The sequence below is a fragment of the Terribacillus aidingensis genome (genome assembly GCF_040703035.1).
In the GTDB taxonomy this organism is placed as follows: domain Bacteria; phylum Bacillota; class Bacilli; order Bacillales; family Amphibacillaceae; genus Terribacillus.
On the sequence record NZ_CP159996.1, the window covers coordinates 741,986 to 766,194 of the forward strand.

Sequence of the window (24,209 nt, forward strand, 5' to 3'; positions counted from 1 at the left end):
GTGTAAGCAAAGGGGGATACGTATGCGAGCGTTCGGCAAAAAGGTATTAGGAAAACACTATGTGGAGAGACGAGCTGTTTACGGAATACTGTACGACCCATCCCGAAAAATAGGTGTGATTCGGTTAAGAAATGATCACTTGTTAATGTTGCCTGGAGGAGGAATAAAGAACGGCGAGAACGAAATAGATTGTCTGGAAAGAGAAATCCTGGAGGAAACCGGATACACAATTAACAAGCCGGCTTTTTTATGTCAAGGAACTCAATATTTCAAGTCTAGAGATGGCATCCAATATATACAAAATATAGGGAGTTTCTACAGCTGTTCACTGGGCGTAAAGAAGAGTGGACCAATGGAAGAGGATCATGAATTGATTTGGCTGACTCCTGAAGAAGCAGCAAGCAGATTATTTCATCAGCACCAAGCCTGGGCTGTACGGCAATACCTCGGATTACTAGATTAAACCTTGATCAGCTTATCTGTGCTTTGGATTCTAACTTTCCTATAGTATACTTTAGGAAAGTGTTTCCAGTTATACATAAAGCAAGGGGGAATGGATTTGTCTGAACAAGAAATGCAGTATACGGCAAAGGATTTGGCTGCTTCATTGGATGTGACAACCTCGACGCTGCGAAGATGGGCGATTGCATTGGAAAGCGCACATTATCCATTTCAGCGGAATGAAAAAGGGCAGCGGATCTATGCAGAACAGGATATCACTACATTTGAAGAGTTAAAGAGATTACTTGGAGAAAAAATGACTTTTGCAGATGCAATCCAGAAGCTGACCGGGCATACCGAAACGAAGGAGAAAAAACCTGAAACAGAGAAAATAATGAACATAACTGTAGAGGATCTGGAGAAGCTTGTCTCACGTGCAGTGAAAAAAGCAGTAAAGAAAGAACGGGAAAAGCTGTTCAAACAGATGAAAAAGCAGATGAAAAAAGAGATAGAGAAGCTAAAAGAGAAGAATTAATTAGGTCACATAGGTGATCTTTTTTATTACCTTAAAGAAGATACGCCTCAATCTAAATGATACAAAAGTCAGAATTATAAGTCTAGTATTTTTTTTATTTGATGCCAAAATGAAAGAGTATTCGATTATAGATTGGGAGGCGTTATGATGAAGCAGAATATTTATGACAATGAAGTATTTTTTGAGAATTACAAAGCTTTGCGGGAAGATCCGGTGAACTACAATGAACTCCTGGAGCAGCCAGAGATAAAACGAATGCTGCCTGACTTGAAGGGCATGCGTGTCATTGATATTGGCTGTGGCATGGGTGATTTGGCTAAGTATTGTGTGGAGCAGGGAGCTGAACATGTAACAGCCATTGATCCATCCAGCAAAATGCTGCAGGAGGCAAGAAGAAGGAATAGTCATCCTTCAATCGAATACGTTCAAACAGCATTAGAGGATGCAGTGATGACAATAGATAGTTACGATATTGCTGTCAGTTCGCTTGTCATGCATTATGTTGCAGACTACGATGCAGTCATCCAGTCCATCCATGCCGCTTTGAAGGAAGACGGTATTCTGTTGTTCTCCACCGAGCACCCAATCGTAACTGCCAGAAAAGAAGGAGACAAATGGATTACGGATGCAGATGGGAACCGGATTCATTTCGCAGTAGACAACTACCAGGAGCAAGGGAGACGTGAGTCGAAATGGTATGTGGATGGAGTCGTTTATTATCATCGGTCGATTGCTGCGCTATGCAATGGCCTGATACAAAATGGTTTCAGTCTCGAAGAAGTAACCGAGCCAATACCAAGTGAAAAGGCAATTGCTCAGCTGCCGCGGATAGAGCATGAGCTTCGCCGGCCTTCCTTCATTATTTTGAAAGCGAGAAAAACAGCCCGTCTTTAATGGACGGGCTCCATTTCTACCCAGCCACGAACGCTGTTGATCAGCCAGATACGAGAGGCAGTTAGAAGATCAGATTTCGTCAAGACAGCTTCTTGAATCGTTCCTTTTTCCACTAATTCTTCCCGCAACGTACCTGGCAGCAGACCGCTGGTAACAGGAGGCGTCAATAGTTTGCCCTCCTGCTCGATGACAAGATTTCCAATCGTGAATTCGGTCAGTTCACCAGCTTCATTCCAAAGCAGCGTATCGAACACGTCAGGCTTCTCTATCTTGTAATCTTCATAAACTTTACGATAAGTTGTTTTGTGATAATAATATCGATTAGTCTTGTCTATTGGTGTCGCAGACAAAGCAAATCTCTGTTTATTTTCTTTCAATGCTGGCATTTCACTGTAGAAAAGCTCAAGCTCTCCGTTCGAATCAGCTAAAAGACGTACCCGGTGTGATGCTCCCGAGTGCTTGATTTGATGTTGGTGCAGGAGCTTTCGGACAGCTGCTTCTTCAATCGGGATGCTGAAATAATCTGCTGACTGCAGCAGACGGCGAATATGTCTATTTTCCAGCGTAAAACGACCATTTGAATATGCGATTGTTTCCAACAGTTTGAAATTTGGAAGCTGCTCCTGAAGTACAGAGGATTTGGCAATAGCTTCCTCATACTCACCCTCAGCAGTCGAATCCCAGGTGATGCCGCCGCCGACACTATAGGTAGCTTGGTTCTCAGATTTGTCGATGATTGCAGTACGGATTGGCACATTGAAAACAGCTTCACCACCGGGATCAATATAGCCAATAGCACCACAGTAGACCTCGCGTGGTTCCGGTTCTAGGTCCGAAATAACATTCATCGTGCTCGCTTTCGGGGCGCCTGTGATTGAGCCGCACGGGAAGAGGGCGCGCATGATATCGGTTATTGTTGTGCCTGGGACAGTTTCTGCTTCCACAGTCGAGGTCATCTGATATACTGTCGGGTATTTTTCAATAGTATATAAAGCTGGAACACGCACTGTACCAAGCTTTGCAACCCGGCTGATATCATTACGAAGCAAATCTACAATCATGACATTCTCAGCGCGGTCTTTTACAGATGCAGCTAGAATTTCCCGCTGTTCAAGGTCCTGTGTGTATGTAAGTCCGCGTTTGATCGTACCTTTCATCGGCTTTGTGATGATGCGCTCTCCATCCCAGCGGAAAAATAGTTCAGGAGAAGCGGATAGAATGGCAGCATCTTCCCAAGCAAGATAGGCAGTGTAATCAGCACGCTGCGCTCGCTGCATTTGGCGGAAAAGAGCAGCAGGATCACCTGCAAATGCTGTGCGCAGACGCATCGTAAAATTCGTCTGATATGTATTGCCTGCAGCAATTTCCTCTTTAATCTTCTGGATAGCTTGTTCATATGTTTTTTTTTGGATTGCCGGCTGCCAGTTCAGCCAATTTGGTACTTCATCTATTGATTCGGGCTGTTCATGATGAAAGGCTTTGTAAATACCGAATTTTAAAAGGGGCAGCTTTGAATCTGGAACAGTAATATAGCTTGAATCAAATGCTCCAGCGGCTTCATAGGAAAGGTAACCGGCAGCATAATATCCCTTTTCTGTATATGCTTGCACCTGCTCCAAGCAGGGAATGACTTCATCTATTGAGTGTGCAGTCAGCAATGTATGCTGCTCTGTAAAACGCCGATGCTGTGTCTGTCCATTTGCATCAGCAAAATTGAAATAAGCGTACATGGAACATCTCCTTTCTGGCTTTTCTAGTATCTCATATGGTGAATTAACCGAATAGCTTATTGGAATAAAGTAATTATTGAAACTATTTCCATATTATTACCGTATAAAAGGTACAATCTTTTAGGAGGAGTTGCAAGTTGCGGACGATCCAAGTGTTGAAGGAACTAGGTTTTTGGGTGTTTGCATGTATTTATTTAATAGGTATTCGTCCCAATCTGGACGGATATGTACTCTGGATACCGGATTTGCTTATTTGTGCAGCGATTGTACTTTCCCTGACTGCCTATATACTTCGCTTCGGGCGGAAAAAAGAGTATTAGCAAAAGGAGATAGCCAAGATGAAACAATTTAACTATACTGATCAATTATATTGTTCATGTGATGTTGAGAAGGCGAGGGGAGCAGAAGTGATTGAAGTGAGGTTAGTCGAAGAAAAGGATACTGCAGAACTTTTATTTGGAACTGCGTAATAAGGAGTTCTTTCAGCTATATACAGGTAGCCGTGATGATCATTTTTACACTTTGGAGGGACAACGGGAGCGTACTGATAGGGCTATTTCTTCTGCCGCGGAGGATACTGGATATTCTTTTGTCATTCTATTGAAAGGACGTATAATCGGCATTATCATGCTGTCAGAGGTTGTGCGCTGGAATCTTCAGAGCTGCTGGATCGGCTATTTCCTTGATAAGGAACAAAACGGAAAAGGGTATATGACAGAGGCAGTCCGCCAAGTAGTATCTATTGCTTTTAAAGAATTCGGATTCCATCGGTTAGAAGCAGGTGTCATGCCGCATAATATCGGTTCAATCAAGGTGCTGCTAAAAGCAGGCTTCCATAAGGAAGGTATCGCTAAGCAAAATGTCAAAATTAATGGAAAGTGGCAGGATCATCAAACTCTTGCTATCATTAACCCTCGGGACCTCATGTAAAGAGGAGGGGAAATAGGATGAACAAATGGCTGCTTATAGCTGGAGTATTGATGGAAATCGTCGGTATTCTATTGATTTTGTTCTGGCGAGTTGATGATATTCTTGCGATTAGTACTGGTATAGTAATCATCGTCATAGGAGTGGTTCTTTTCCAGATAGGATATTGGCGTATCATAAAAGCTCGTAAAAGAGGAATGAAAAGAAGATAAAGAAGCTGGCTGATGAGGAAGCTCATTCAGCTGGCTTTTTTGTGTAAATTTACACTAAGGCTGCCGATTGTTCTGCTATGCTAACGGTATCCGGCGTAAAGGGGTGTCATCAATGAAGGTCAAGTCTCTTTCTATTACGATATATCTTATATGTTGCTGTATCTTCCTCTCTTGGCATCCAGTTGAAGCCTCATCAGACTCTAATTCAACCGTTTCTATGAAAAAAAAGAACTTTGTTATTTTTATTTGCAGTTCGGATCCTGTGTATCAAGAAACAATTGGAAAGTATACTACAGAAGATTTCCGAAACGCAATACCAGCTGAGATGCCAATAGCAGAAGAATCTTGGCTGGAGAGTTTGCTGAATAATTTTTCAAATAAAGACATGCAAGAAATAATCTCTTCTAATACTGATCAAACAAGTCCACAAATGATTAAGCAAAAGCCAATAAACCTTTATACCCAAAACACCTACATTCATTGTTTGCTGTCTGCCAATATGAACACAGACCTGAATGCTGATCACCTCTTCTATTGAGATAGGCCATAAAGTCTATTAAACACTTAATTTTATCCATTTTATTACTTGCATAGTGAATAATGCCTTGTGGATATTTGGCTATCCATATACCATTTTTACCAATATACTTTACAAATCTGGAACATTGTCGATATATAGTAATAGAGTGAAATTTTATAAATAGGAGCATGATGTCATGAGTATGCAAGCACATGAGCAAACGGAACAGGCATTGCATCCAATGTTGGACGCCTTCGTGAAAATAGGGCCGTTCTTGCAGGATTTAATCAATGAAGATGTCACGATTGGTATATATAACACAGAGAAGCTGGTTATCAATTTCCCAGCTAAGACCTTTTCATTGAATGTTACACCCGGAGATCCATTGATGGATGGGGATATCGTAACAGCGGCAATCCGGCAGAATAAGAATCAATATGCAGTCGTTCCGGAAGAGCTTTTTGGCGTCAGTATCATCGCCCGGGCTATCCCGCTTCACGATGAAGCAGGGAATGTAATCGGCGGTGTTGGAGTCGGATTGAGTATTGAAAGTGCAAATCAACTGTCCTCGATTGCTTCAAACCTTTCTAACGTTATTGGCGATGTGACAGCAACAATTCAGGATATGGCGCAATCTATCTCTGGTTTGGCAGAAGGTATGAATTACATATCTAAAAAGGCTTCAGAGGTAACAGAAAGCGTGGATACAATCGAGGAAGTATCCAACGTCGTGAAGGGTATTGCGGATCAGAGCAACTTGCTTGGTCTCAATGCTGCTATTGAAGCTGCGCGAGCTGGAGAACAAGGACGCGGATTCAGTGTGGTTGCAGATGAAATACGCAAAATGGCAACTGGGTCCAAGGATCAGGTTACCGAGATCCATCAGATTACCGAGAAAATTAAAACTGTCATCGGCAAGTTGAGCAATTCCATTCAAGAAGCAAATGCAGAGTCAGATACACAATCAGCTGCTATTGAAGAGCTGACAGCAACGATGGAAGAAATCAATGCAAATGTGAAAACTCTGGCAAATCTAGCAAAAGAAAATATCTCAATCAAAGAATAATAGAGGTGACCCAACGTGGAAAATTTCAAGCATTTGAACAGTCAGTATATTGACGGAGACTGGCGTGAAGGCCAGAGCAGCGTGAAAATGGAGAACCGCAATCCATATAACGGTGAGCTTATCGCAACTTATCAAGCTGCCAGCTTGGATGATTTGAATGAGGCGTACGAAGCTTCTGCCCGGGTTCAGAAAGAATGGGCGAAAACGAACCCGGTAGCACAGCGTGCTGTCTTTGAAAAGGCAGTTGCTTATCTTGAAGCGAATCATGAGGCGTTTGTTGAGACTATCATTGAGGAAATTGGCGGTACAAGACTGAAAGCCGAATTCGAAATCGGCCTCGTTACAAATATCATCAAGGAAGCATCTACATTCCCATTCCGCATGAACGGCCAAATTCTTCCGTCACCGATTGATGGCAAGGAAAACCGTGTGTATCGTGTGCCGGTTGGAGTCGTGGGGGTAATCAGCCCATTCAACTTCCCATTCTTTCTATCAATGAAGTCTGTTGCAACTGCTTTGGCAGCAGGCAATGGTGTTGTGCTGAAGCCGCATGAACACACAGCCATCACTGGCGGTACGATGATTGCGAAGCTTTTCGAGGAAGCTGGTCTTCCGAAGGGCTTGCTGAATGTCATTGTGACAGAAATCAGTGAAATCGGTGATAACTTCGTAGAGCATCCGATTCCACGTGCTGTTTCCTTCACAGGCTCTACTAAAGTTGGTAAACATATCGGAATGGTAGCAGGTAAGAATTTGAAAGAGGCGCATTTGGAGCTTGGAGGTAACAGTGCATTGGTGGTTTTAGAGGATGCAGATATGGAACTTGCAGTCAGTGCAGCTGTATTCAGCCGTTTCACGCACCAGGGTCAAATCTGTATGTCTGCCAATCGCCTGATTGTGCATGAAGATGTGTATGATGAATTCGTTGAAAAGTATTTGGCGAAGGTTTCCACGCTTACTTGCGGTGATCCGAAAGATCCAAGCACAATCATCGGACCTCTTATCAACGAACAGCAAGTGAAAACGACGGTAGCATTGATTGAGAAGGGTATCGAAGAAGGTGCAACACCTTTAATCAAGGGTAAAGTAGAAGGAAACATTGTTGAGCCAGTAGTATTCGGCGATGTGACACCAGATATGACACTTGCAAACGAAGAACTGTTTGCCCCGGTCGTTAGCATCTTGAAAGTGAAAAGTGATGAAGAAGTGTTAGCTTATGCAAATAACAGTGACTATGGCTTGAGTGGTGCAATTCATACAAGAGATGTAGAGCGCGGCGCTGAGCTTGCGAAACAAATGGATACTGGTATGATCCACATCAATGACGGTACAATCAATGATGAACCGACAGTCGCATTTGGCGGCGTGAAGAACTCCGGACTTGGCCGCCTGAATGGCGAGTGGAGCCTCGATGCATTCACAACGACAAAATGGATCAGCATTCAGCACGATCGCAGACAATATCCGTATAGCTAATAAAAAAAGACCCACAGCTGTGGGTCTTTTTTAATGCTATTCTGCGGCCATGGCTTCCTGTTTGGTTCGGTGGATTGTGCCGTAGGGATGCTCAGGCGGAGCGTAAATTGAGTACAGCTTCAAAGGGGCTTGACTGGTATTTGTAACGTTGTGCCATGTGCCAGCTGGGACAAAGATGGCAAAATCATCTTCGACATATTGCCGATAGTTTAAGTTGTCTCTCCTAGGACCCATTTGGACTAGTCCTCGCCCAGATTCAATGCGAAGGAATTGATCAACATTCGGATGCCTCTCCAAGCCGATATCTTCTCCTGGACGGATACTCATCAATGTCACTTGAAGATGTTTTCCAGTCCAGATAGCTGTCCGGAAGAAGCGATTATGCTCTGCAGCTTGTTCGATGTCGACAACATATGGTGAATTTCCGTGATCATGTATCGGCTGCTGCCGCTGATAATTGCGCCAATCGTTTGGACTTGGGTACCCGTAAAAGTGGGACGGATTTCTATAATACATTTTTTCTTCTCCTTCGATGCATTTATATCTTATCCTATGCTGTTGCCTACTCCGTGTTCTTACCAGAAAAGGCAAATGAAAGAGTACAGGAGGTTTCCTGTACTCTAAACAGCAATCATTTAGCTTTTGTTACTTCAATTCTCGGCATCTCCGGCTGTTTCATATCATTTCCCAAGAAATAACTTGTGTGCGGCGGCTGGTTATAGGCAACATTCTGCCAAGCCACGCCTAAGCGGTAAACAGGGTCATGCATCAAGGTAGGGAGTTTTTCTTCGGTCATGTCTGTTGTCGTGTAAAGGACGAGAGCGCTGCTGTCCTCAGTACGCCAGATGGCCTCCTCACGCCAGTCACCGATTAAATCAGCCTGGAGCGCAGGGTTTCCTTTTGTTCCATTGTTGGAGTAAGTTCCTTCTGCATCAAGTAAAGTATCCAATTTTTCTGTTTCCGGGTTCCATTTTCCGATCAAGCCAGTGCCAGTTTGGATGCTTTCATCGAAAGTATGATCAAGAATCTCACGAGTCAAGTCGCCGTCCCACCAGATAGCAAAGTTGGCAGGAGGGATGTTCGTTGATATTTTCTCCCCTGAAGCAGCGTAAAGTCCTCCTGTCGGACTGTTCCATGCCCCGTTAATTGCCCACATTTCGGCTCCAGGATAGCGAGGGTCGATGTCAGATGCAAGCCCGCGACCAACATCTATGTTTGTCGGGATGCCCCAGATTAGTTCTCCTGTCCGAGCGTCGCGGAACTCTATACCTGCTTCATTCGGATACGATTCATGGACTTGGAATACTTCAAGCCCTGGTCGGCTTGGATCTAAATCGCTAAGATGCATGGCATCTCCGTGACCAAGACCGGTTGAATAGAGACCAGTTCCATCATCGTCCAGCGCCATTGCGCCATAGATGATTTCATCTTTTCCGTCTTCGTCCACGTCTCCGATACTCAAATTATGATTACCCTGCTGTGCATATGCTTCGTTTCCAGGCGTTTCACTATTGAACATCCATTGCTTTTTCAATTTGCCATCTTTATAGGTATATGCTGTAATGACTGTCTTTTCATAGTAGCCTCTGGCTTCAATGATACTTGGCGTTTTACCATCCAGATACGCGACTCCGGCAAGGAAGCGATCGCCTCGGTTTCCGTAGCAGTCACCCCAATCGCAAATATCACCGCGGGCTGGCTCGTAGTCGATTGTTTGTTTGATTTTGCCCGTGTTACCTTCGAAGACGGTCAAATATTCTGGTCCTTCGAGTATATAGCCTGATGCATTGCGATGATCAGCGTCAGGGTCTCCGATGACTTTACCCTGCGCATCTTTTGTACCGTCAGCTGTTTTGACGACGAGCTCGGATTTTCCGTTACCATCAAAATCATAGACGAGCATTTGTGTGTAATGAGCACCTGCACGTATATTCTTGCCAAGATCAATTCTCCATTTATGTGTTCCATCCATTTCATAAGCATCGATGAAGACATTGCCAGTGTAGCCAGAGCGGGAATTATCCTGCGCATTGGAAGGATCCCATTTCAAAATGATTTCCCATTCTCCGTCGCCATCCAGATCACCGACACTGGCATCATTGGCATTGTAAGTATAAGATTTTCCATCCGGTGTTTTGCCATCCGCTGGCTTCTGGAGGGGAATATGCAGCTGATTGTCTTGCCATACTTTGATATTATCCTGGTCCACACCTTTCCCGATTGCTTCTACACGATAGACGCTTTTCGCAGTGCCATCTTTGTCCAGGAAATTGGTGCTGTGTTTTACAGGTTTCCGAGTGATTTTCTTACCGTCACGATATACATGAAAAGAGGTTTTTTTCATGTCGTTCCCGAGAAATCTCCAGTTTAGGTAAACACCATCCTCTGTCTGGACAGCAACAGCTCCCCGTTCCAAATATTCCATTTGCCTTTTAGGCAGTTTCTTGGCATCGGCAGAGAAGGGGATTGCGAATGTCAGAAGCAGGACGAGCAGCAATAACAGACATTTTTTCAATATAACCATTCCTCTCCTTTTTATTAAAGCGCTTTCATTTTAATGCAGGAGATAGGTTAATTCTTATTAGACAAGGCAGTTGATTCTCAAATATGGTTGTAAATATTTTAAAAGCCATGCCTGAGCAGGCATGGCTTTATTGCTACTTAGAAGTCCCCAGTGTATGGATCACGTGAGCTGTACAATTGATGCCGCTCAGGAAATAATCCACATCTAGATTCTCGTTCGGCGAATGGTTATGCTGGTCAAAGTTCGCATATGGCACGATAATAGATGGCAGACCGAGAATCCCCGTCCACACATAATCCGGAAGGGAGCCGCCCATACTCGGCTGGATGAGCGGGTCAGTTTGGTAAGCATTCTCGACAGCGCTGATAACTTTTTGCACAATCGGCAGCTCTGCTCTTGTGCGAGATGGCTGCATGCTGCCCAAATATGTAACCTCTACATCAGGCGCATAGGTTTGAACATGTTTTTGAATCTTTTCAAAGATATCGTTTGGATCCTGATCCACTACAAGCCTGATGTCCATTTTGAGCCGGGCTGTAGAAGGGATGATCGTTTTCGTTCCTTCTCCTGTATAGCCGCTTTCCATACCGAAGATATTGAAAGTGGGCTCGCCAGTCATCTTCTGGTAGTAGGATGGACCGTCCATGGCCAGTTCGGGATAGCCGATTTTCTCACCTAAGGACTTTTTGTCATAAGGCAGCTTTGTGAGCAGCTGTTCCTCATAAGCAGTAAACGGGCGGATCGCATCATAGAAACCTTCAATTTTGACGTGACCGTCAGCATCACGCATGGTATGCATCAGTTCAATCAATTTCCAAGCAGGGTTGGGAACGATATTCCCGGTGTTGCCTGAATGATTATCACGATCTGCTCCTTTGGCATCGAATTGAATGGACAGCATCCCGCGTACCCCAAGCAGTACGAGCGGGGAAGAGCTGTTATGGGATGGACCATCAGAAGTGTAGACAAGATCCGCTTGCAGCAATTCCTTATGCTCTTCCACGAAGGCTGCTAGATTTGTACTACCTTTTTCTTCTTCTCCTTCAAAGACAAATTTAATATTGATGGGAAGCTCGCCGACTGTAGCCAAGTAGCTTTTGACACCGAACAGCTGGGCCATCAGCTGTCCCTTGTTATCGCCCACACCGCGGGCATAAATTTTGCCGTTGCGGATCTGGGGTTCGAATGGCGGGGAATCCCACGCATCGTAAGGTTCGGGTGGTTGAACATCGTAGTGGCCATAAATAAGCAAAGTGAAAGCTTCCGGATCCTTGATCAATTCTCCGTAGACGACAGGATGGCCGGCTGTAGGGATGATTCTGGTATGGATCCCGAGTTCCTCCATCATCCCTTTCAATAGTTCAGCGCATTCTTCGATTCCGTCATTCTGTGTACTGATGCTCCGCTGGCGCAGCAAGGTGAACAGCTGGTCCAAGAAGTCTTGTTTGTTTGTTTCTATATAATCTTTTAATGCAGATGCGTTCATATAATTCTCCTTTATTTCTTAGTTCAGAGTTCCGATCAAAACAGTGGCAATGAGGATTGAACAAGTTGTAACTGTCGTAAACCCACCCATAAGCATCGGCGTCACAATCTCGTTCATGATGGCTTCCCGTTCTTCTTCGGTGTCTCCGACTTCGCGGCTGATTTCTTCACAAAGGATGTAGTCCGCAGGGAATCCGAAAAGTGCTGTCAGTGCAACAGGCATGCCAAGATATTTACCTACTCCAAGCAGCTTGGAAGCTAATAATCCCCCAATCGTTACGCCAGTTGTACCGAGCACACAAATCAATAAGATTTCCGGAATATAGCTGGCCAATGCTGCTGGTGTCACATCATCCATGGAAGAAATAACGATGAAGATAACTGCAATCATAGCGATGCCGGTTGCGTTTGCTTTTTCCATCGTTTTTGCGGGATAGAAGCCGATATAGGCACCGATAACCCCGATGATCAGACAGAAGATGGTGTAGTTGACGCCTGTGACAGCTTCAAGGATAACAGCGATGCCACTTCCTAAATATAGCTGCAGGATGAAAATAAGGGATGTCTGGTACTTTTCCGGCAAAAGTAATTTGCGTTCGTTCTGTGCTTTGACTACTTTATTCGGCCGTTCTTCTGTCACTTCGCCTTTTTCCAAAGCTGCTCCGCTATGCAGGCGAGCCTGTACTTGCTGTTTCACAATGATTGCATGTCTTTTTAAGAAGAAGGAAGCAAGCGGGATACCGAATAGCTTATGAATGCTCAATACCAGTGCTGGGATGATAACAAGACTGGATAATCCTAATTCGGTCAGTTTTTCACTCGTAACAAGATATGCTACAATTCCGCCGACAACCGGACCTGCACCAGCTACTGCAGTTTCATAATCAAAGAACAATGGAACAATCGCCAAGACAAGTGCTACCGCAGTAAGAGAGCCAATGAGTGCGATCAGGATAGGCTTCAGCTGTCCTTTGATTAAGGAGAAAGGAACAAGTGTACCAAGGTGCACAATGAATGGTGCAACAATCAGGGATCCGAATGCGGTGATAACGGATTCCGACATAAGTCCATTTGGAATAATTCCAGCCCACAAGAGACCAACATAGAGCAGCAAAGCTGCCAGCAGCATTGGAATGCGTGCTTTCGTCCAGATGGAGATGAGTTCTCCTAAACCTAGTACAGCAATCAATAATAGGGTGATCATGACAGGGTTGCTACTGATCTCACTCCACATGTACATCTGCCTCCAATTTTATGTAAGAATATTAATAAAAACTAAACTAAATTCAGAAAATTGTCAACATACTAATTAATTAAGTTGAAAATCTGCTGGGTTAAAAGTCTTATTTTCTGTATAATAAGCTCATTCAATGGAGAAACGAGGAGAAGGATGGGTATAAAACATGCCTTTACACTGCCGTCTGTTCCTAAGGAAAACAAACAGAAGCTTAAGGAAACTGTCTTAGAGGAAAATTGGAAAAGGACGAAACTGTTCGCTATCATCATTTTAATCTTTGAAGCTATCTTGCTTGTGCGGCAGCTTCCAGGAGGAATTGATTTATATGTAGGGCTGTATCTTGGACTATTCAGTGCAGCAGCAATCTACTTGCTTTGTATATACATAATGGGGAAAAGAAGATCCCGACTGGCTACAGAATGATTATCGTACATTTCTTTGTATTTTTATTCCTGGCATGGGGGACGATGGTTACCCTGCTGGATCAGCTGCATTACGGTCATGTTATGGCATTTGTAGTCAATTATATGTGTGTATCGACGTTGTTTTTGGCAAACGGTAAGCATTATCTCTTGCTTGCTCTTCCGAACGTTATTTTCCTGTATGTTGGCTTACCTATTTACCAGCAGTCGGACAATATACTGTCTGGTCATTATACGAATCTTACAGTATTCATCTTTTTTTGCTGGATGGCGTCACAGCTGCTGTATAAGGGGTTCGCTGCAAACTTTTACAATAAGCTTTTGCTGACTGAGATGAATGAGGAATTGGAAGCACAGATCGCCCAAAACGAAGTGATGAACGAGCAGCTGAAGAAACAAGCGATGCTGGATGAACTGACTGGTGTACCGAATAGACGGGGCTTCCAGGATTATATCAATACTGCGCTGGCGGATGAGCGAGAGCGGCAGCTTTCTCTATTCCTGCTTGATGTGGATGCCTTTAAAAGCTATAACGATCATTATGGGCATCTCCGGGGAGATGAGGTATTGCGTCTTGTGGCGCAAAGCGTCTATCAGACAATAGATATTCCGACAGCAGGCTGGGCCAGATATGGCGGAGAGGAATTTGTACTTGCTGTTTTCGATCAGCCGTCAGAGACATTGGACGAGCTGGCTGAAGCAATTCGGCAGGCGGTCCAGGAGCTTCGTATTGACCATGCCTTTTCGCCTGTAGCAGATAAGGTGACCGTAAGTATCGGTATATATAGTGCTGCTATTTCATACGGTATTCAGCTATCCTATTTCATCGGTCAAGCGGATGAAGCTCTTTACGAGGCAAAACGTTCCGGCAGAGATACTTTTATTAAAAGAGAAGAGCTAAGCGGATCACTCGCTTAGCTCTTTTTCCTTGTACATGACTTGGACGTATTGTCTCAATTCCTTTGTCAATCCGCTGATCGGCTCCTGGAATCGGCAATTTTCCCGATATTCAACTGCTACTGAAGCCGTATGATTCAGATCGTCTATTGGCAGAATGACAATATTGGGCATTCGCTGCTCGCTTATATGATACAAGATGGATCGCGGCAGTGCCGTAAATCCATGCCCGCTTTCTACAAAAGCAAGCATGTTCTGAACATCATCGACCATCTGATAGTCTTTTGCCTGCACTAATCCTAAAAGAAAACTGATTTTATCCAGATTATTAGTCAATGCTGCGTGCTCGAAGACGATCAATTTCTTATCGAGCTTGTTTGAATTTGAGAGCTTCCCGTCTAAAATTGGTACATCATCCTTATGACAAACGAAGACTAATTCGTCTTGGAGCAATGGCTCACAAAGGAACGGAGTCCTAGCTCTGTTTTCGTAATGGATGGAAAACTGGATGCTGCCATATTCCAAAAGCTTCTTCAAGACATTCGTCGGTCTTGTAATGAATTTAAATGGAATGTGCGGGAAGTGTTCCTGCATGTAGGGGATGATAATGTGGTTGAATACCGGTGCAAGCCAGATGTTGATTCCAATCCGCAATTCATCTTTGCCAGCTGTAATACTGCTCAGCAGCTGATAGCTGATCTTGTTATCACTGGTGAGCGCAAATGATGCACCCTGCAGTTCCTCAAGAAGCTCAACTGCATAGGGAAGGAAAAAATATCCTTCTTCTGTCAGTTCAATTCCGTCCCAGCTGCGTTTCAATAACACGAAATCGAGTTCTTGCTCCAGTTTCCGTATTCGCGTACTCAATGTAGGCTGTGTAATATGTAAGGCTTTTGATGCTTTGGATATACTTTTATTGGAGACAACTGCAAGAAACGACTCCAATCCATCAATATTCATGATCTCACTCCTGCTGTTCTATACTGTTCATCTTATATTTTTTTGGACAAAATGTATAGGAATCTGTATAAAATTCCTTTATCTTCAAGAGCAGTGCTTGTATTTCCAATCCAGAACAATTAAGATGAAGAGATGCACCAATGACGCCATAACGAATGGCATAGAAAGGATTTAATTATGAAAAATAAACGTCCGCGCTCTCGTGGGTTCCAGCCAGCGAAGCCTAAAGTATATAACGTAACAGAAGAAGCAGAACTATTACCTTTCCTGTTAAAGGTTGTAGGCAAAAGCCGTAATTCAGTGAAATCTATCTTGGCCCGCGGTCAGGTTTCCATTGATGGTCGTGTTTCCACGCAATTCAATGACAAATTGCGACCGGGTCAGGAAGTGACGATCCGTACAGATACAGTAACAGAAGCAGCACCGCTGCAGGGCATTACAATTATGTATGAAGATGATACCCTCATTGTTATCGAGAAAGCCTCTGGACTTTTGTCAATCGCTTCCAATAATGAAAAAGAAAATACCGCTTACCGTCAGCTATCTGATTATGTCAAAGCGCAGCACAGTGATAATAAGATATTTGTCGTTCACCGTCTTGACCGCGATACATCCGGTGTAATGGTATTCGCTAGATCAGAGAAAATTAAAAAGATAATGCAGGAATCGTGGCAAACAACGAAGGAGCGAGCTTATGTTGCACTCGTTGAAGGCGACGTCTCTAAGTCAGAAGGAACCATTACCTCCTGGCTGAAGGAAACAAGTACACATAAAATGTATTCCAGTAAGTACGAGAACGACGGATTGAAGGCAGTGACGCATTATCAGGTACTTCAAGGGAATAAGGATTTTACGTTGATGGAAATCAGCCTGGAGACAGGGCGGAAAAACCAGATTCGTGTCCATATGCAAGATATCGGACATCCGATTGCAGGGGACAAAAAGTATGGTGCGGAGGATCGGTCGATCAAACGCCTTTGCCTGCATGCACGCAAGCTGAACTTTAAACACCCTGTCAATGGCATGCCGTTGAGGTTTGTATCGGATATTCCGAAGCTATTTACATCTAAATCCAGATAACATGAAAAGCAGAGCAGATATGCTCTGCTTTTTTTTTTATAAAAAATATTTATACCTATTGCCAACTGTTTCCAAATGCAATATTAGTGGAGCCCAGACATGGGTATGCCATTATGCAGTACGTAGAAGTAGAAACAGATGGGGCGTTTAAGATAGGGCCTGCAACGTTGTATACCATCATTAAGAAATTGCTGGATGCTGGCTTGATTGAAGCTGAACCTGAAAGCGAGCCGAGGCGCAAAACCTATGTTACGACTGCTGCTGGTATTTCCAAGTTGGAAGAGGAAGTTGAAAGACGGAGAAGGATGCTCGGCCTGGCGACAATTGTATTGCAGATGAAGGGGAGGAAGGGACAATGAGACAACGAAAGTATATATCTTCAGGCGGACTGGCTTTTTCGGAAAAAGAGGATATGCAGAAGCTTGCCAAACAGGCAGCCAAAGGCTGGCATCTCCAGGATTTTGCCTTCATGGGCTACCGACTTGTCCGCGGGGAACCGAAACAGGTACAATACATGATCGATTACCGCACATTGGATGAAGCAGAGGAACAGGAGTATCTGGATATGTTCAAGCATGCAGGCTGGACACTTGTGTGCAGTTCTTATGGAATGTATATCTTTGAAGCTCCAAGAGATGCTGCACCAATTTACACGGATGTGGAAACGAAGCAGGATAAACTGAAGCGTGCTTCTTCATTTATCCCTAAGATGGCTTTGGTGACCACTATTCTGACTTTTATTAGCTTTTGGATTTATCTTGTTACGGACAGCTTGGCTGCAGCAATCATTTGCTACCTGTTATTCATAATTGCTGTGTTAAGTATTTGGATGACAGCATCCTTTTACTATCGTTCGTTTAAGCTGATGAGAAAGGGCGAAGACTGATTATCTATTATGGGCTGTTTCTGGACTGACGTATGCTAGCAGATGCCTTATACGGCACGTTGGATGTAGTATCTACTTTTAGCGATGGTACTTATAGTCGAATGCAAGCGATGGTGATTTAATCAAGGCGGGATGAAGGAATTGCTTTTTAGATAAAAAATAAGGCTCCCAATCGGGAGCCTTTCGGTAGTTACGGCAGAATGGATTCGAATGTATAGCTGCCTGACTCTGCATCGAAGGAAATCTTTCCATTCTTATGCTCCTTGAAGGTGACACCAGTTGCCTTATGGATCGGTTTTCCATTAACTCGAACTGACTTCGTATCTTTTGCCGGGATTGTGATTGTTGCTGTCGTATTCGACGGAATGACAGCATCGTAGCTGAAGGCTTGATTGTCTGCTTTCCAGCTGCTTTCGATACGGCCATACATGGAATCAACATGTCCCTTTGCCCATGTCATCACCTGATCCGGATCTGGTGTAGGCTCGAGCAGGAAGTGCTTGAAGCCTGGGTGATCAGGATCTCGTTTGATTCCTAATGATTCTTTGTACATCCACGCTCCAACGGCACCGAATGAATAGTGATTGAAGGAATTCATGCTGTTATTGCCGCCAAAACCGTCTTCTTCTGTATAAGAGTTAAGTCGTTCCCAAATTGTCGTTGCACCGTTTTCCACTGAATACAGCCAGGATGGATAGGATTTCTGCTGCAGCAAACGATAAGCGATATCATCGTGGCTATAATCAGAAAGTGCTTGGCTGATTGCTGCTGTTCCAATGAAACCTGTCATGAGAGAGTACTCTGGACGCTCCTTACCTAAGTCATCCGTATTCTTTCTCTGGACTGTGGCTGCTAGATGATCAGCAGCAGCGTCTGCATTGGTCTCATCCAATACGTTGAGAGCCAAAGGTACAGCATAGGAAGCTTGACTATCTGAAATGGCACCGTTAGATTTCAATGTCTTTTTCGTTTCCGGATCAATGAACTTTTGATTGAAGAAATGCTTCCGTTCTTCGTAGCGTTCCCAATAATGTGCAGCATCGTCATCATTACCAAGAATCTCAGCTGTCTTCGCCATGATCTCCAAATCATACACATGATACGCCGCCCAGAGGAAAACATTTTCTGTCTTACTGTTTTCAGGGCTGAGCCAGTCACCTAATGGACCTTCGTTTATCAATCCTGTCGTTGCATTCACTTTTGTATCCAGATAATCGACATATTGTTTCATGCTGTCGTAATGTTCCTGCAGAACAGTTTCATCTCCATATTGCTGGTAAGACTGCCACGGGACAGTTAGACCGGCGCTTCCCCACAGGATACCGCCAAAGCCAGGGCCGATTGGTGTTACGTCGGAATAACGCCCGTCAGCGCGCTGCAGATCACGGTTAGCCAGATTGTGCCTGCGGAGGAATTGGTTCACGTTATCCATATAGGTGGCTGTTTCCGAGAAAACGGATATATCGCCATTCCAGCCCATGCGTTCATTCCGCGCTGGTGTGTCTGTCGGGATAGAGAGGAAGTTTCCTCGCATGCTCCAAGTTATGTTTTCCCAAAGCTTATTAACAGTTGAATTGGATGTCTCATAGCTCGAATCAATATCATGAATGGAGCTGATCACCAATCCTTTCACATCCTTGAGAGCAGGTGGCTTATCTACACCAGTAATCTCGATATAGCGATAACCATGGAAAGTGAAACGAGGCTGGATCGTCTGGTTACCCTTTTTCGTTACATACGTATCTTGAACCAAAGCCGCGCGCAGATTTTCCAGCATGAGCATACCGGTATTCTCACCAGAGTCTTCGCTGTCCGGGTAAAGCATTTCGGCATAGCGCAAGGTAATCTTCTCATCAGCTTTCTGTTTCTTCAGATTGATTTGCGGTACACCGACCATATTTTGGCCCATATCATATACATATACGCCTGGTCGCACTTCTTCCATGCTTTTTGCTGTCAATGTATCGACAATCCGGGCGTTTTCTCCGACCTGTCCCGTAATCTGCATATCACTATAATTCAGATTCCCGGCGGTTGTTGTTTCATCTAACGGGACTTCTACAGCCTGTTTCCAATTCTTTGGCTTAAAGCCAGCTTTGCTCCAATTCTTCATTTCTTTATTTGCATCGTACACTTCCCCTTGGAAGAAGCTGCCGTAAACGAGCGGTCCATCTGTCGTGTACTCCCAGTCAGGGTTCGTTGTGATGGTTTTTGTCGTGCCATCTTCATAGGTGATAACGAGCTTTGCTAAAAGGGAATTGCGATCGCCGAAATAGTTCCAGTTTTCGGTCGTGAATGTGCTGGCACCACTCCACCATCCTTCTCCCAGCATGGCTCCGAAAGCATTGACCTTACCGGACTTAAGCTGATCTGTCACATCATAGGTTTGGTACATCTGTGTTTTGTTGTATTGTGTCAAACCCGGGTTGAAGTAATCTTCTCCAACACGTTCTCCGTTGAGATAGATTTCATATATTCCACGGGCTGTTGCATACAGTCTGGCATCTTCGATTTTCTTTTTATCTGTTTTGAACTCGGTTCTCAACAGCGGCGTGGAATGACCACTCGGATCAGCAACAGCAAAGACGCCTTTGTTGCCCCCAGCAACGTTGTAAGCACCAGATGTAACAGTTACGCCTTTCGCTTTGGCAAAAATGCCTTTATAGTTTTTCGCCTCTGTATTTTCTTCAAAAAGGGTGTTGGATGGCTTGCGGTAGTTCGTCACTTTCAGATTGCGGAAGCTTGCCTGCTGCTTCTTATCCACTGAAAATCCGATTTCGGACAGCATTGGGAAAGCGATATAATTACCGCCTGATCCGACAGGGTTCACATTGAACCCATTCGCAGGTGTGATTCGATTTTCCCCATCTATGAATATATGGAAGACACCTGAATTTCCCCAGATTGATATGTCATGGGCCTTATGCTTATTTTTGCTATCGATCAAGTCTCTGGAAATATCCAGTACTGTGATTGGACTAGCAGGATCGTCTCCCGGTTCATAGCCCGCCCGATAGATTAGCAGCTTGGCATTCCCAGAATCTTTCTTTACATCCGAGACATCCAGCTCGAATTCCACATAGCTTTCATTCACATCATTCTCGAGATTGTACATGTTCTTATTCTTATCCATCAGTCTTGGATCATTAGCGCCGAGTATGAAGCTGGCTTTTTCTGTATTTGTATTCTTATCCAGCTGTAAGCTGTAATGTACTTTATACACATTAAAATAATGCGCTTGGAGCACCATATCTTCTGCTTCGGTACCAATCCACTCGGCACCGTCCCAAGCAGAAATATCTGTATCCAATAGTCCTGTTTCGAACCAGCTGGCGGCTGTTGCCTTTTTACCATTTTCGTTCCAAACGGACACTTCCCATTCATAACGAGTAGCTGGTTTCAGTTCTTTTCCTTCATATTGAATAGCGACAGACTCATCAGAATGCTGTTTCTTAGTATTCCAGACAGTTTTCCCTTCTGGATCCTTTACAACAAGTTGATAAGCTTTTTGTTTGGCTCCTTGGTGGTCGGCTTGCATTTGCCAGCTGAAGGTAGGGTTTGGATTGTCCAAACCAAGCGGTGTTGAACTGAAATCAGTTAAAAGATTAATAACTTCGGCTTTCTGTTTTTTGGCATCTACTGGGCTGGAAACAAAGGGTAGAAACGAGGTTAGGACTAGGAGCAGTGAGGTAACCCACACAATACGACGATAAAACCGGGTCTGCATACGATTCCTCCTTCATAATGGTTAATGAAATTGCTGTAAGGCAGTCCAATCGGTACATACGTGGAGGCAGCTTCAACTTTTGCACGTCGATTGTGAGCGCTTACATATTTAAATTCTACCGTAATTTTGCTCATATTTAGAGGGGGCATTTCTTGGTTAAGGGGGAGAATCATAAGGTGTTATAAAGAAAAAATTGGAAATAATCCCGGGCATCTGTACTCGATCCTTTGTCTCTTGAAGCTGCCCTTTATAATTCATACAATTGAATAATTCATTTATATAAAATATATAAGGGAGCTAGTCTCGAGGAGGATCATTGTGGAACGAAACGAAATAGTATTAGAAGCTAATGACTTGCACAAACAACATCTATTGAATTGGAGAAGGCACTTACATGCGAACCCCGAGCTTTCTTTTCAGGAGGAGCGTACTTCACAATTCGTTTACGATACATTAGCAAGTTTTGGGAATCTAGAGCTGAGCAGACCAACAAAGACAAGTGTCATGGCAAAGCTGAAGGGAGCGAAACCGGGTAAAGTAATTGGTTTCCGAGCAGACATGGATGCCTTGCCAATACAGGAAGAAACGAATCTTCCTTTCGCTTCAAAGGTCGATGGTGTGATGCACGCATGCGGTCATGATGCGCACACTAGCATCTTGCTCACAGCAGCAGAAATTTTAAGTGCCAAGCAGGAAGAGATGAGTGGGGAAATCCGCTTCTTCTTCCAGCACGCAGAAGAGCTGTTTCCTGGCGGTGCTAAAGAAATGGTAGAAGCAGGTGTTACCGAAGGATTGGATATGGTGTTTGGACTGCACGTTGCTTCTCAATTGCCGCGCGGTAAGGTTGGTGTCATTTATGGACCAGCAACATCCAATTCCGATCAGTTCCATTTGACTGTAAAGGGAAAAGGCGGGCATTCTTCACAGCCCGATAAAACGGTGGATCCAATTGTTATCAGTGCCCAGATTATCACGAATTTGCAATCAGTAGTATCACGGATGACTAGCCCAAAAGAAGAACTGGTCGTTTCACTCACCACTCTGCAAGCTGGAGATGCAGTAAATGTTATTCCGAATGAAGTGCATATAGGAGCATCATTGCGTTCGCTTAAGCAAGATGTGCGGAAGAATGCGATAACTGCCATTGAGCGTATGGTGAAGGGTATAACGGAAGCAAATGGTGCCGCATATGACTTGGAAGTTACGTATGGATATGATTCTGTCATCAACGAAGAGGAAGCAACCGCAATAGCAGAGCGAGCACTCAAGCGAAAACTTGGGGAAGGTGCAGTACTTCATGGCAGTGCGATCATGGGAGGAGAGGACTTTGCTGCTTTTGCAAATGCCGTTCCTGGCTGCTTTGTATTTGTCGGTGCTAAGGAGGAAGCTAATCCAACCCCTGCACCTCACCACCATCCACAATTTCGAATAGAGGAAGAAGCAATGCAGGATGGTGTGCAATATTTCCTTGGTATTGCAGAGGATCTTGTTTTTTAAGGAGGAGTCTTTGTACTCCTCTTTTTTCAATGTTTCTCACTTAACGTTAACAATCGCTGACATAAAAACTTTTTTATAGGTAATATCAAACTGATTTTTATCAGGAAAATTGAATGGATATTCATCTAGGGTCTTTAATACGAGACTAGGGAGTGCTATGATAGTGAACATATAAATTTTCTGAAATATTTCATTATTGTAATTATTGAAGGGGAGATCTTATGCTAACGAAACAGACCGAAATTGAATTGTCCAATGAACAAGTAGAAGAGATTGTCAGCTGGAGAAGATATTTGCATCAGCATCCGGAGCTGTCTTTTCAGGAGTATAAGACGTCAGCTTTCCTTTATGAAACATTAAGCACTTTTCCTAATCTGGAAGTGACAAGACCTACTGAAACAAGTGTATTGGCGGTACTGAAGGGGGCTCATCCTGGTAAAACGATCGGCTTCCGGGCTGACATGGATGCCTTGCCGATACAAGAAGAAACAGGTCTTCCTTATGCATCAAAAAACGATGGTGTCATGCATGCTTGCGGACATGACGGTCATACTGCCATTTTGCTTGGAGTCGCGAAAGCACTAAGTGCAAAGCAGGATAAAATCCACGGTGAAATTCGTTTCTTCTTCCAGCACGCAGAAGAATTGCTTCCAGGAGGCGCTAGAGAAATGGTTGAAGCCGGCGTGACCGAAGGTGTGGATTATGTGTTCGGTTTGCATCTTTCCTCTCTTACGCCATTAGGTCAGCTGACAATTACACCGGGAGCGGCTACGTCCAATTCAGACATGTTCCATGCCACGATCAAAGGGAAAGGAGGACACTCTTCTCAGCCGGAGAACACAATTGATCCAGTCGTTACAAGTGCTCAGATCATCACCAGCCTGCAGACGGTCGTTTCCCGCATCACGAGCCCTAAGGATGAATTGGTTGTGTCTGTCACGACATTACAAGCCGGAGACGCTGTCAATGTCATTCCGGAACAAGTGAAAATCGGGGCTTCCGTTCGCTCCTTTAGTCAGGACGTCCGTAAACGGGCAGTCGAGGCGATTGAACAAATTATCAAGGGTGTATCCGAAGCGAATGGCTGCCAGTATGAATTTAATTATACGTACGGCTACGATTCAGTCGTCAATGATGCGGATGCAACTGCTATTACGTTTGAAGCAATCCGACGCAAGCTGGGCGAAGGGGTAGCAGTCGAAGGAGAAGCAATTATGGGAGGCGAGGATTTTTCAGCTTTCTCAAACGTTGTTCCTGGCTGCTTCGTATTCGTAGGCGCTTGTTCTCCGGATAACCAGACACCAGCTCCCCATCACCATCCGAAATTCCTTATTGACGAAGCGGCATTGGCGGATGGGGCGAATATGTTCCTTGCTATTGCTGAAGACTTGTTGCTGGAATAAGAAAACTGTAACAGCGAAACTGGTGACTTTGGCTATCATCGTCGCTGCAGGAGACGTATTTTAAATTATTTCCCGGGCAAAGACTCCATTCGGAATTACATGAAAGGACTAGAGTTATGCTGACCGAGTTGTGCTACTTAGGTTACTTAATAAGTAACCATTAGTGTCAGCATCAAGGTGAAGGCAATGGTTTAAGTCAGCTGCGGCTGCTTTTCAAGGGCGGCTTCGCTTCTTTTTTCCAGCCAGATCAGTAGTCGCCAGTACATTTTGTACATACATTTAAGGAGGCT

Annotated in this window: 22 protein-coding genes and 1 pseudogene; 16 read left to right on the forward strand and 7 right to left on the reverse strand. The window is 44.2% G+C overall.

Translation table 11 applies throughout. The features are described 5' to 3' along the window. The first annotated feature begins 22 nt into the window (after positions 1-22). The 3 genes from ABXS78_RS04030 to ABXS78_RS04040 all read left to right on the forward strand — a co-directional run bounded on the left by ABXS78_RS04030 (position 23) and on the right by ABXS78_RS04040 (position 1,870). Positions 23-463 carry an NUDIX domain-containing protein gene (locus ABXS78_RS04030; protein WP_366249034.1) on the forward strand — a complete coding sequence of 147 codons (441 nt, stop codon included), beginning with the start codon at positions 23-25 and terminating at the stop codon, positions 461-463. 96 nt (positions 464-559) lie between these two features. After that, positions 560-976 carry a MerR family transcriptional regulator gene (locus ABXS78_RS04035; protein ID WP_366249035.1) on the forward strand — a complete coding sequence of 139 codons (417 nt, stop codon included), beginning with the start codon at positions 560-562 and terminating at the stop codon, positions 974-976. A gap of 144 nt (positions 977-1,120) precedes the next feature. Then, positions 1,121-1,870, forward strand: a complete 750-nt coding sequence (locus tag ABXS78_RS04040; protein ID WP_366249036.1) for a class I SAM-dependent methyltransferase — start codon at positions 1,121-1,123, stop codon at positions 1,868-1,870. On the opposite strand, the gene pabB is transcribed toward ABXS78_RS04040, so the two are convergent. Continuing rightward, positions 1,867-3,600, reverse strand: a complete 1,734-nt coding sequence (gene pabB, locus ABXS78_RS04045; protein WP_366249037.1) for an aminodeoxychorismate synthase component I — start codon at positions 3,598-3,600, stop codon at positions 1,867-1,869. The genes ABXS78_RS04040 and pabB overlap by 4 nt on opposite strands. 137 nt (positions 3,601-3,737) lie before the next feature. Here pabB and ABXS78_RS04050 point away from each other — a divergent pair, with 137 nt between their 5' ends. From ABXS78_RS04050 to ABXS78_RS04075, 6 genes and pseudogenes are all read left to right on the forward strand, one after another. Further along, complete coding sequence (locus ABXS78_RS04050; RefSeq protein WP_366249038.1) at positions 3,738-3,920, forward strand: hypothetical protein; 183 nt, start codon at positions 3,738-3,740, stop codon at positions 3,918-3,920. An 18-nt stretch (positions 3,921-3,938) separates the two neighbouring features. Continuing rightward, positions 3,939-4,509, forward strand: a pseudogene (locus tag ABXS78_RS04055) (GNAT family protein); the annotation flags it as partial. A 38-nt stretch (positions 4,510-4,547) separates the two neighbouring features. Next, complete coding sequence (locus ABXS78_RS04060; protein WP_366249039.1) at positions 4,548-4,739, forward strand: hypothetical protein; 192 nt, start codon at positions 4,548-4,550, stop codon at positions 4,737-4,739. A gap of 112 nt (positions 4,740-4,851) precedes the next feature. Further along, a complete protein-coding gene (locus ABXS78_RS04065) occupies positions 4,852-5,277 on the forward strand; it encodes a hypothetical protein (protein WP_366249040.1) in 426 nt (141 codons plus the stop codon). A gap of 178 nt (positions 5,278-5,455) precedes the next feature. Then, positions 5,456-6,325, forward strand: coding sequence for a methyl-accepting chemotaxis protein (locus ABXS78_RS04070; RefSeq protein ID WP_366249041.1), 870 nt, complete (start codon positions 5,456-5,458; stop codon positions 6,323-6,325). A gap of 15 nt (positions 6,326-6,340) precedes the next feature. Further along, the gene (locus ABXS78_RS04075; protein WP_366249042.1) at positions 6,341-7,801 is read left to right on the forward strand and encodes an aldehyde dehydrogenase family protein; all 1,461 of its coding nucleotides are present in this window, start codon (positions 6,341-6,343) and stop codon (positions 7,799-7,801) included. Positions 7,802-7,837: 36 nt separating this feature from the next. On the opposite strand, the gene ABXS78_RS04080 is transcribed toward ABXS78_RS04075, so the two are convergent. The 4 genes from ABXS78_RS04080 to ABXS78_RS04095 form a co-directional block, all read right to left on the reverse strand. Then, positions 7,838-8,317 carry a cupin domain-containing protein gene (locus tag ABXS78_RS04080; RefSeq protein WP_366249043.1) on the reverse strand — a complete coding sequence of 160 codons (480 nt, stop codon included), beginning with the start codon at positions 8,315-8,317 and terminating at the stop codon, positions 7,838-7,840. Positions 8,318-8,432: 115 nt separating this feature from the next. Continuing rightward, a complete protein-coding gene (locus ABXS78_RS04085) occupies positions 8,433-10,226 on the reverse strand; it encodes a rhamnogalacturonan lyase (protein WP_366249871.1) in 1,794 nt (597 codons plus the stop codon). 232 nt (positions 10,227-10,458) lie between these two features. Continuing rightward, on the reverse strand, positions 10,459-11,811 hold the full coding sequence (locus ABXS78_RS04090; RefSeq protein ID WP_366249044.1) for a M20/M25/M40 family metallo-hydrolase: 1,353 nt from the start codon (positions 11,809-11,811) through the stop codon (positions 10,459-10,461). An 18-nt stretch (positions 11,812-11,829) separates the two neighbouring features. After that, on the reverse strand, positions 11,830-13,044 hold the full coding sequence (locus ABXS78_RS04095; protein WP_366249045.1) for a hypothetical protein: 1,215 nt from the start codon (positions 13,042-13,044) through the stop codon (positions 11,830-11,832). Between the two features lie 156 nt (positions 13,045-13,200). Between ABXS78_RS04095 and ABXS78_RS04100 the strand changes: the two genes are divergently transcribed. Beyond that, positions 13,201-13,470, forward strand: coding sequence for a hypothetical protein (locus ABXS78_RS04100; RefSeq protein WP_366249046.1), 270 nt, complete (start codon positions 13,201-13,203; stop codon positions 13,468-13,470). Further along, positions 13,467-14,387: a diguanylate cyclase gene (locus ABXS78_RS04105; RefSeq protein ID WP_366249047.1), complete on the forward strand. Its 921-nt coding sequence runs from the start codon at positions 13,467-13,469 to the stop codon at positions 14,385-14,387. The genes ABXS78_RS04100 and ABXS78_RS04105 overlap by 4 nt, the downstream gene beginning before the upstream one ends. Here the strand turns inward: ABXS78_RS04105 and ABXS78_RS04110 are convergent. Continuing rightward, positions 14,376-15,326, reverse strand: coding sequence for a LysR family transcriptional regulator (locus tag ABXS78_RS04110; protein WP_366249048.1), 951 nt, complete (start codon positions 15,324-15,326; stop codon positions 14,376-14,378). The genes ABXS78_RS04105 and ABXS78_RS04110 overlap by 12 nt on opposite strands. A gap of 177 nt (positions 15,327-15,503) precedes the next feature. On the opposite strand from ABXS78_RS04110, the gene ABXS78_RS04115 reads away from it, so the two are divergent. The 3 genes from ABXS78_RS04115 (at position 15,504) to ABXS78_RS04125 (ending at position 17,292) form a co-directional block, all read left to right on the forward strand. Beyond that, entirely contained in the window at positions 15,504-16,406 is a 903-nt protein-coding gene (locus ABXS78_RS04115; RefSeq protein ID WP_095223518.1) for an RluA family pseudouridine synthase, read from the forward strand. Between the two features lie 86 nt (positions 16,407-16,492). After that, a complete protein-coding gene (locus ABXS78_RS04120; RefSeq protein ID WP_366249049.1) occupies positions 16,493-16,765 on the forward strand; it encodes a PadR family transcriptional regulator in 273 nt (90 codons plus the stop codon). Beyond that, positions 16,762-17,292 (forward strand): DUF2812 domain-containing protein, encoded by a 531-nt coding sequence (locus ABXS78_RS04125; RefSeq protein WP_366249050.1) that lies wholly within the window; start codon positions 16,762-16,764, stop codon positions 17,290-17,292. Before ABXS78_RS04120 ends, ABXS78_RS04125 begins: the two co-directional genes overlap by 4 nt. A 190-nt stretch (positions 17,293-17,482) precedes the next feature. Here the strand turns inward: ABXS78_RS04125 and ABXS78_RS04130 are convergent, their stop codons facing one another. Then, positions 17,483-21,019, reverse strand: coding sequence for a family 78 glycoside hydrolase catalytic domain (locus tag ABXS78_RS04130; RefSeq protein ID WP_366249051.1), 3,537 nt, complete (start codon positions 21,017-21,019; stop codon positions 17,483-17,485). A gap of 318 nt (positions 21,020-21,337) precedes the next feature. On the opposite strand from ABXS78_RS04130, the gene ABXS78_RS04135 reads away from it, so the two are divergent. Together ABXS78_RS04135 and ABXS78_RS04140 are read left to right on the forward strand one after the other, a co-directional pair. After that, a complete protein-coding gene (locus tag ABXS78_RS04135; RefSeq protein WP_366249052.1) occupies positions 21,338-22,516 on the forward strand; it encodes an amidohydrolase in 1,179 nt (392 codons plus the stop codon). A 221-nt stretch (positions 22,517-22,737) separates the two neighbouring features. Next, positions 22,738-23,919, forward strand: coding sequence for an amidohydrolase (locus ABXS78_RS04140; RefSeq protein WP_366249053.1), 1,182 nt, complete (start codon positions 22,738-22,740; stop codon positions 23,917-23,919). The last annotated feature ends 290 nt before the right edge of the window (positions 23,920-24,209 follow it).

Bases quoted from the DNA above. Each gene is read 5' to 3' on its own strand.
- ABXS78_RS04140 (WP_366249053.1), top strand. From the start codon at position 22,738: ATGCTAACGAAACAGACCGAAATTGAATTGTCCAATGAACAAGTAGAA.
- ABXS78_RS04130 (WP_366249051.1), bottom strand. From the start codon at position 21,019: ATGCAGACCCGGTTTTATCGTCGTATTGTGTGGGTTACCTCACTGCTC.
- ABXS78_RS04095 (WP_366249045.1), bottom strand. From the start codon at position 13,044: ATGTGGAGTGAGATCAGTAGCAACCCTGTCATGATCACCCTATTATTG.
- ABXS78_RS04115 (WP_095223518.1), top strand. From the start codon at position 15,504: ATGAAAAATAAACGTCCGCGCTCTCGTGGGTTCCAGCCAGCGAAGCCT.
- ABXS78_RS04100 (WP_366249046.1), top strand. From the start codon at position 13,201: ATGGGTATAAAACATGCCTTTACACTGCCGTCTGTTCCTAAGGAAAAC.
- ABXS78_RS04090 (WP_366249044.1), bottom strand. From the start codon at position 11,811: ATGAACGCATCTGCATTAAAAGATTATATAGAAACAAACAAACAAGAC.
- pabB (WP_366249037.1), bottom strand. From the start codon at position 3,600: ATGTACGCTTATTTCAATTTTGCTGATGCAAATGGACAGACACAGCAT.
- ABXS78_RS04070 (WP_366249041.1), top strand. From the start codon at position 5,456: ATGAGTATGCAAGCACATGAGCAAACGGAACAGGCATTGCATCCAATG.
- ABXS78_RS04040 (WP_366249036.1), top strand. From the start codon at position 1,121: ATGATGAAGCAGAATATTTATGACAATGAAGTATTTTTTGAGAATTAC.
- ABXS78_RS04105 (WP_366249047.1), top strand. From the start codon at position 13,467: ATGATTATCGTACATTTCTTTGTATTTTTATTCCTGGCATGGGGGACG.
- ABXS78_RS04125 (WP_366249050.1), top strand. From the start codon at position 16,762: ATGAGACAACGAAAGTATATATCTTCAGGCGGACTGGCTTTTTCGGAA.
- ABXS78_RS04065 (WP_366249040.1), top strand. From the start codon at position 4,852: ATGAAGGTCAAGTCTCTTTCTATTACGATATATCTTATATGTTGCTGT.
- ABXS78_RS04080 (WP_366249043.1), bottom strand. From the start codon at position 8,317: ATGTATTATAGAAATCCGTCCCACTTTTACGGGTACCCAAGTCCAAAC.
- ABXS78_RS04085 (WP_366249871.1), bottom strand. From the start codon at position 10,226: ATGGAATATTTGGAACGGGGAGCTGTTGCTGTCCAGACAGAGGATGGT.
- ABXS78_RS04060 (WP_366249039.1), top strand. From the start codon at position 4,548: ATGAACAAATGGCTGCTTATAGCTGGAGTATTGATGGAAATCGTCGGT.
- ABXS78_RS04030 (WP_366249034.1), top strand. From the start codon at position 23: ATGCGAGCGTTCGGCAAAAAGGTATTAGGAAAACACTATGTGGAGAGA.
- ABXS78_RS04110 (WP_366249048.1), bottom strand. From the start codon at position 15,326: ATGAATATTGATGGATTGGAGTCGTTTCTTGCAGTTGTCTCCAATAAA.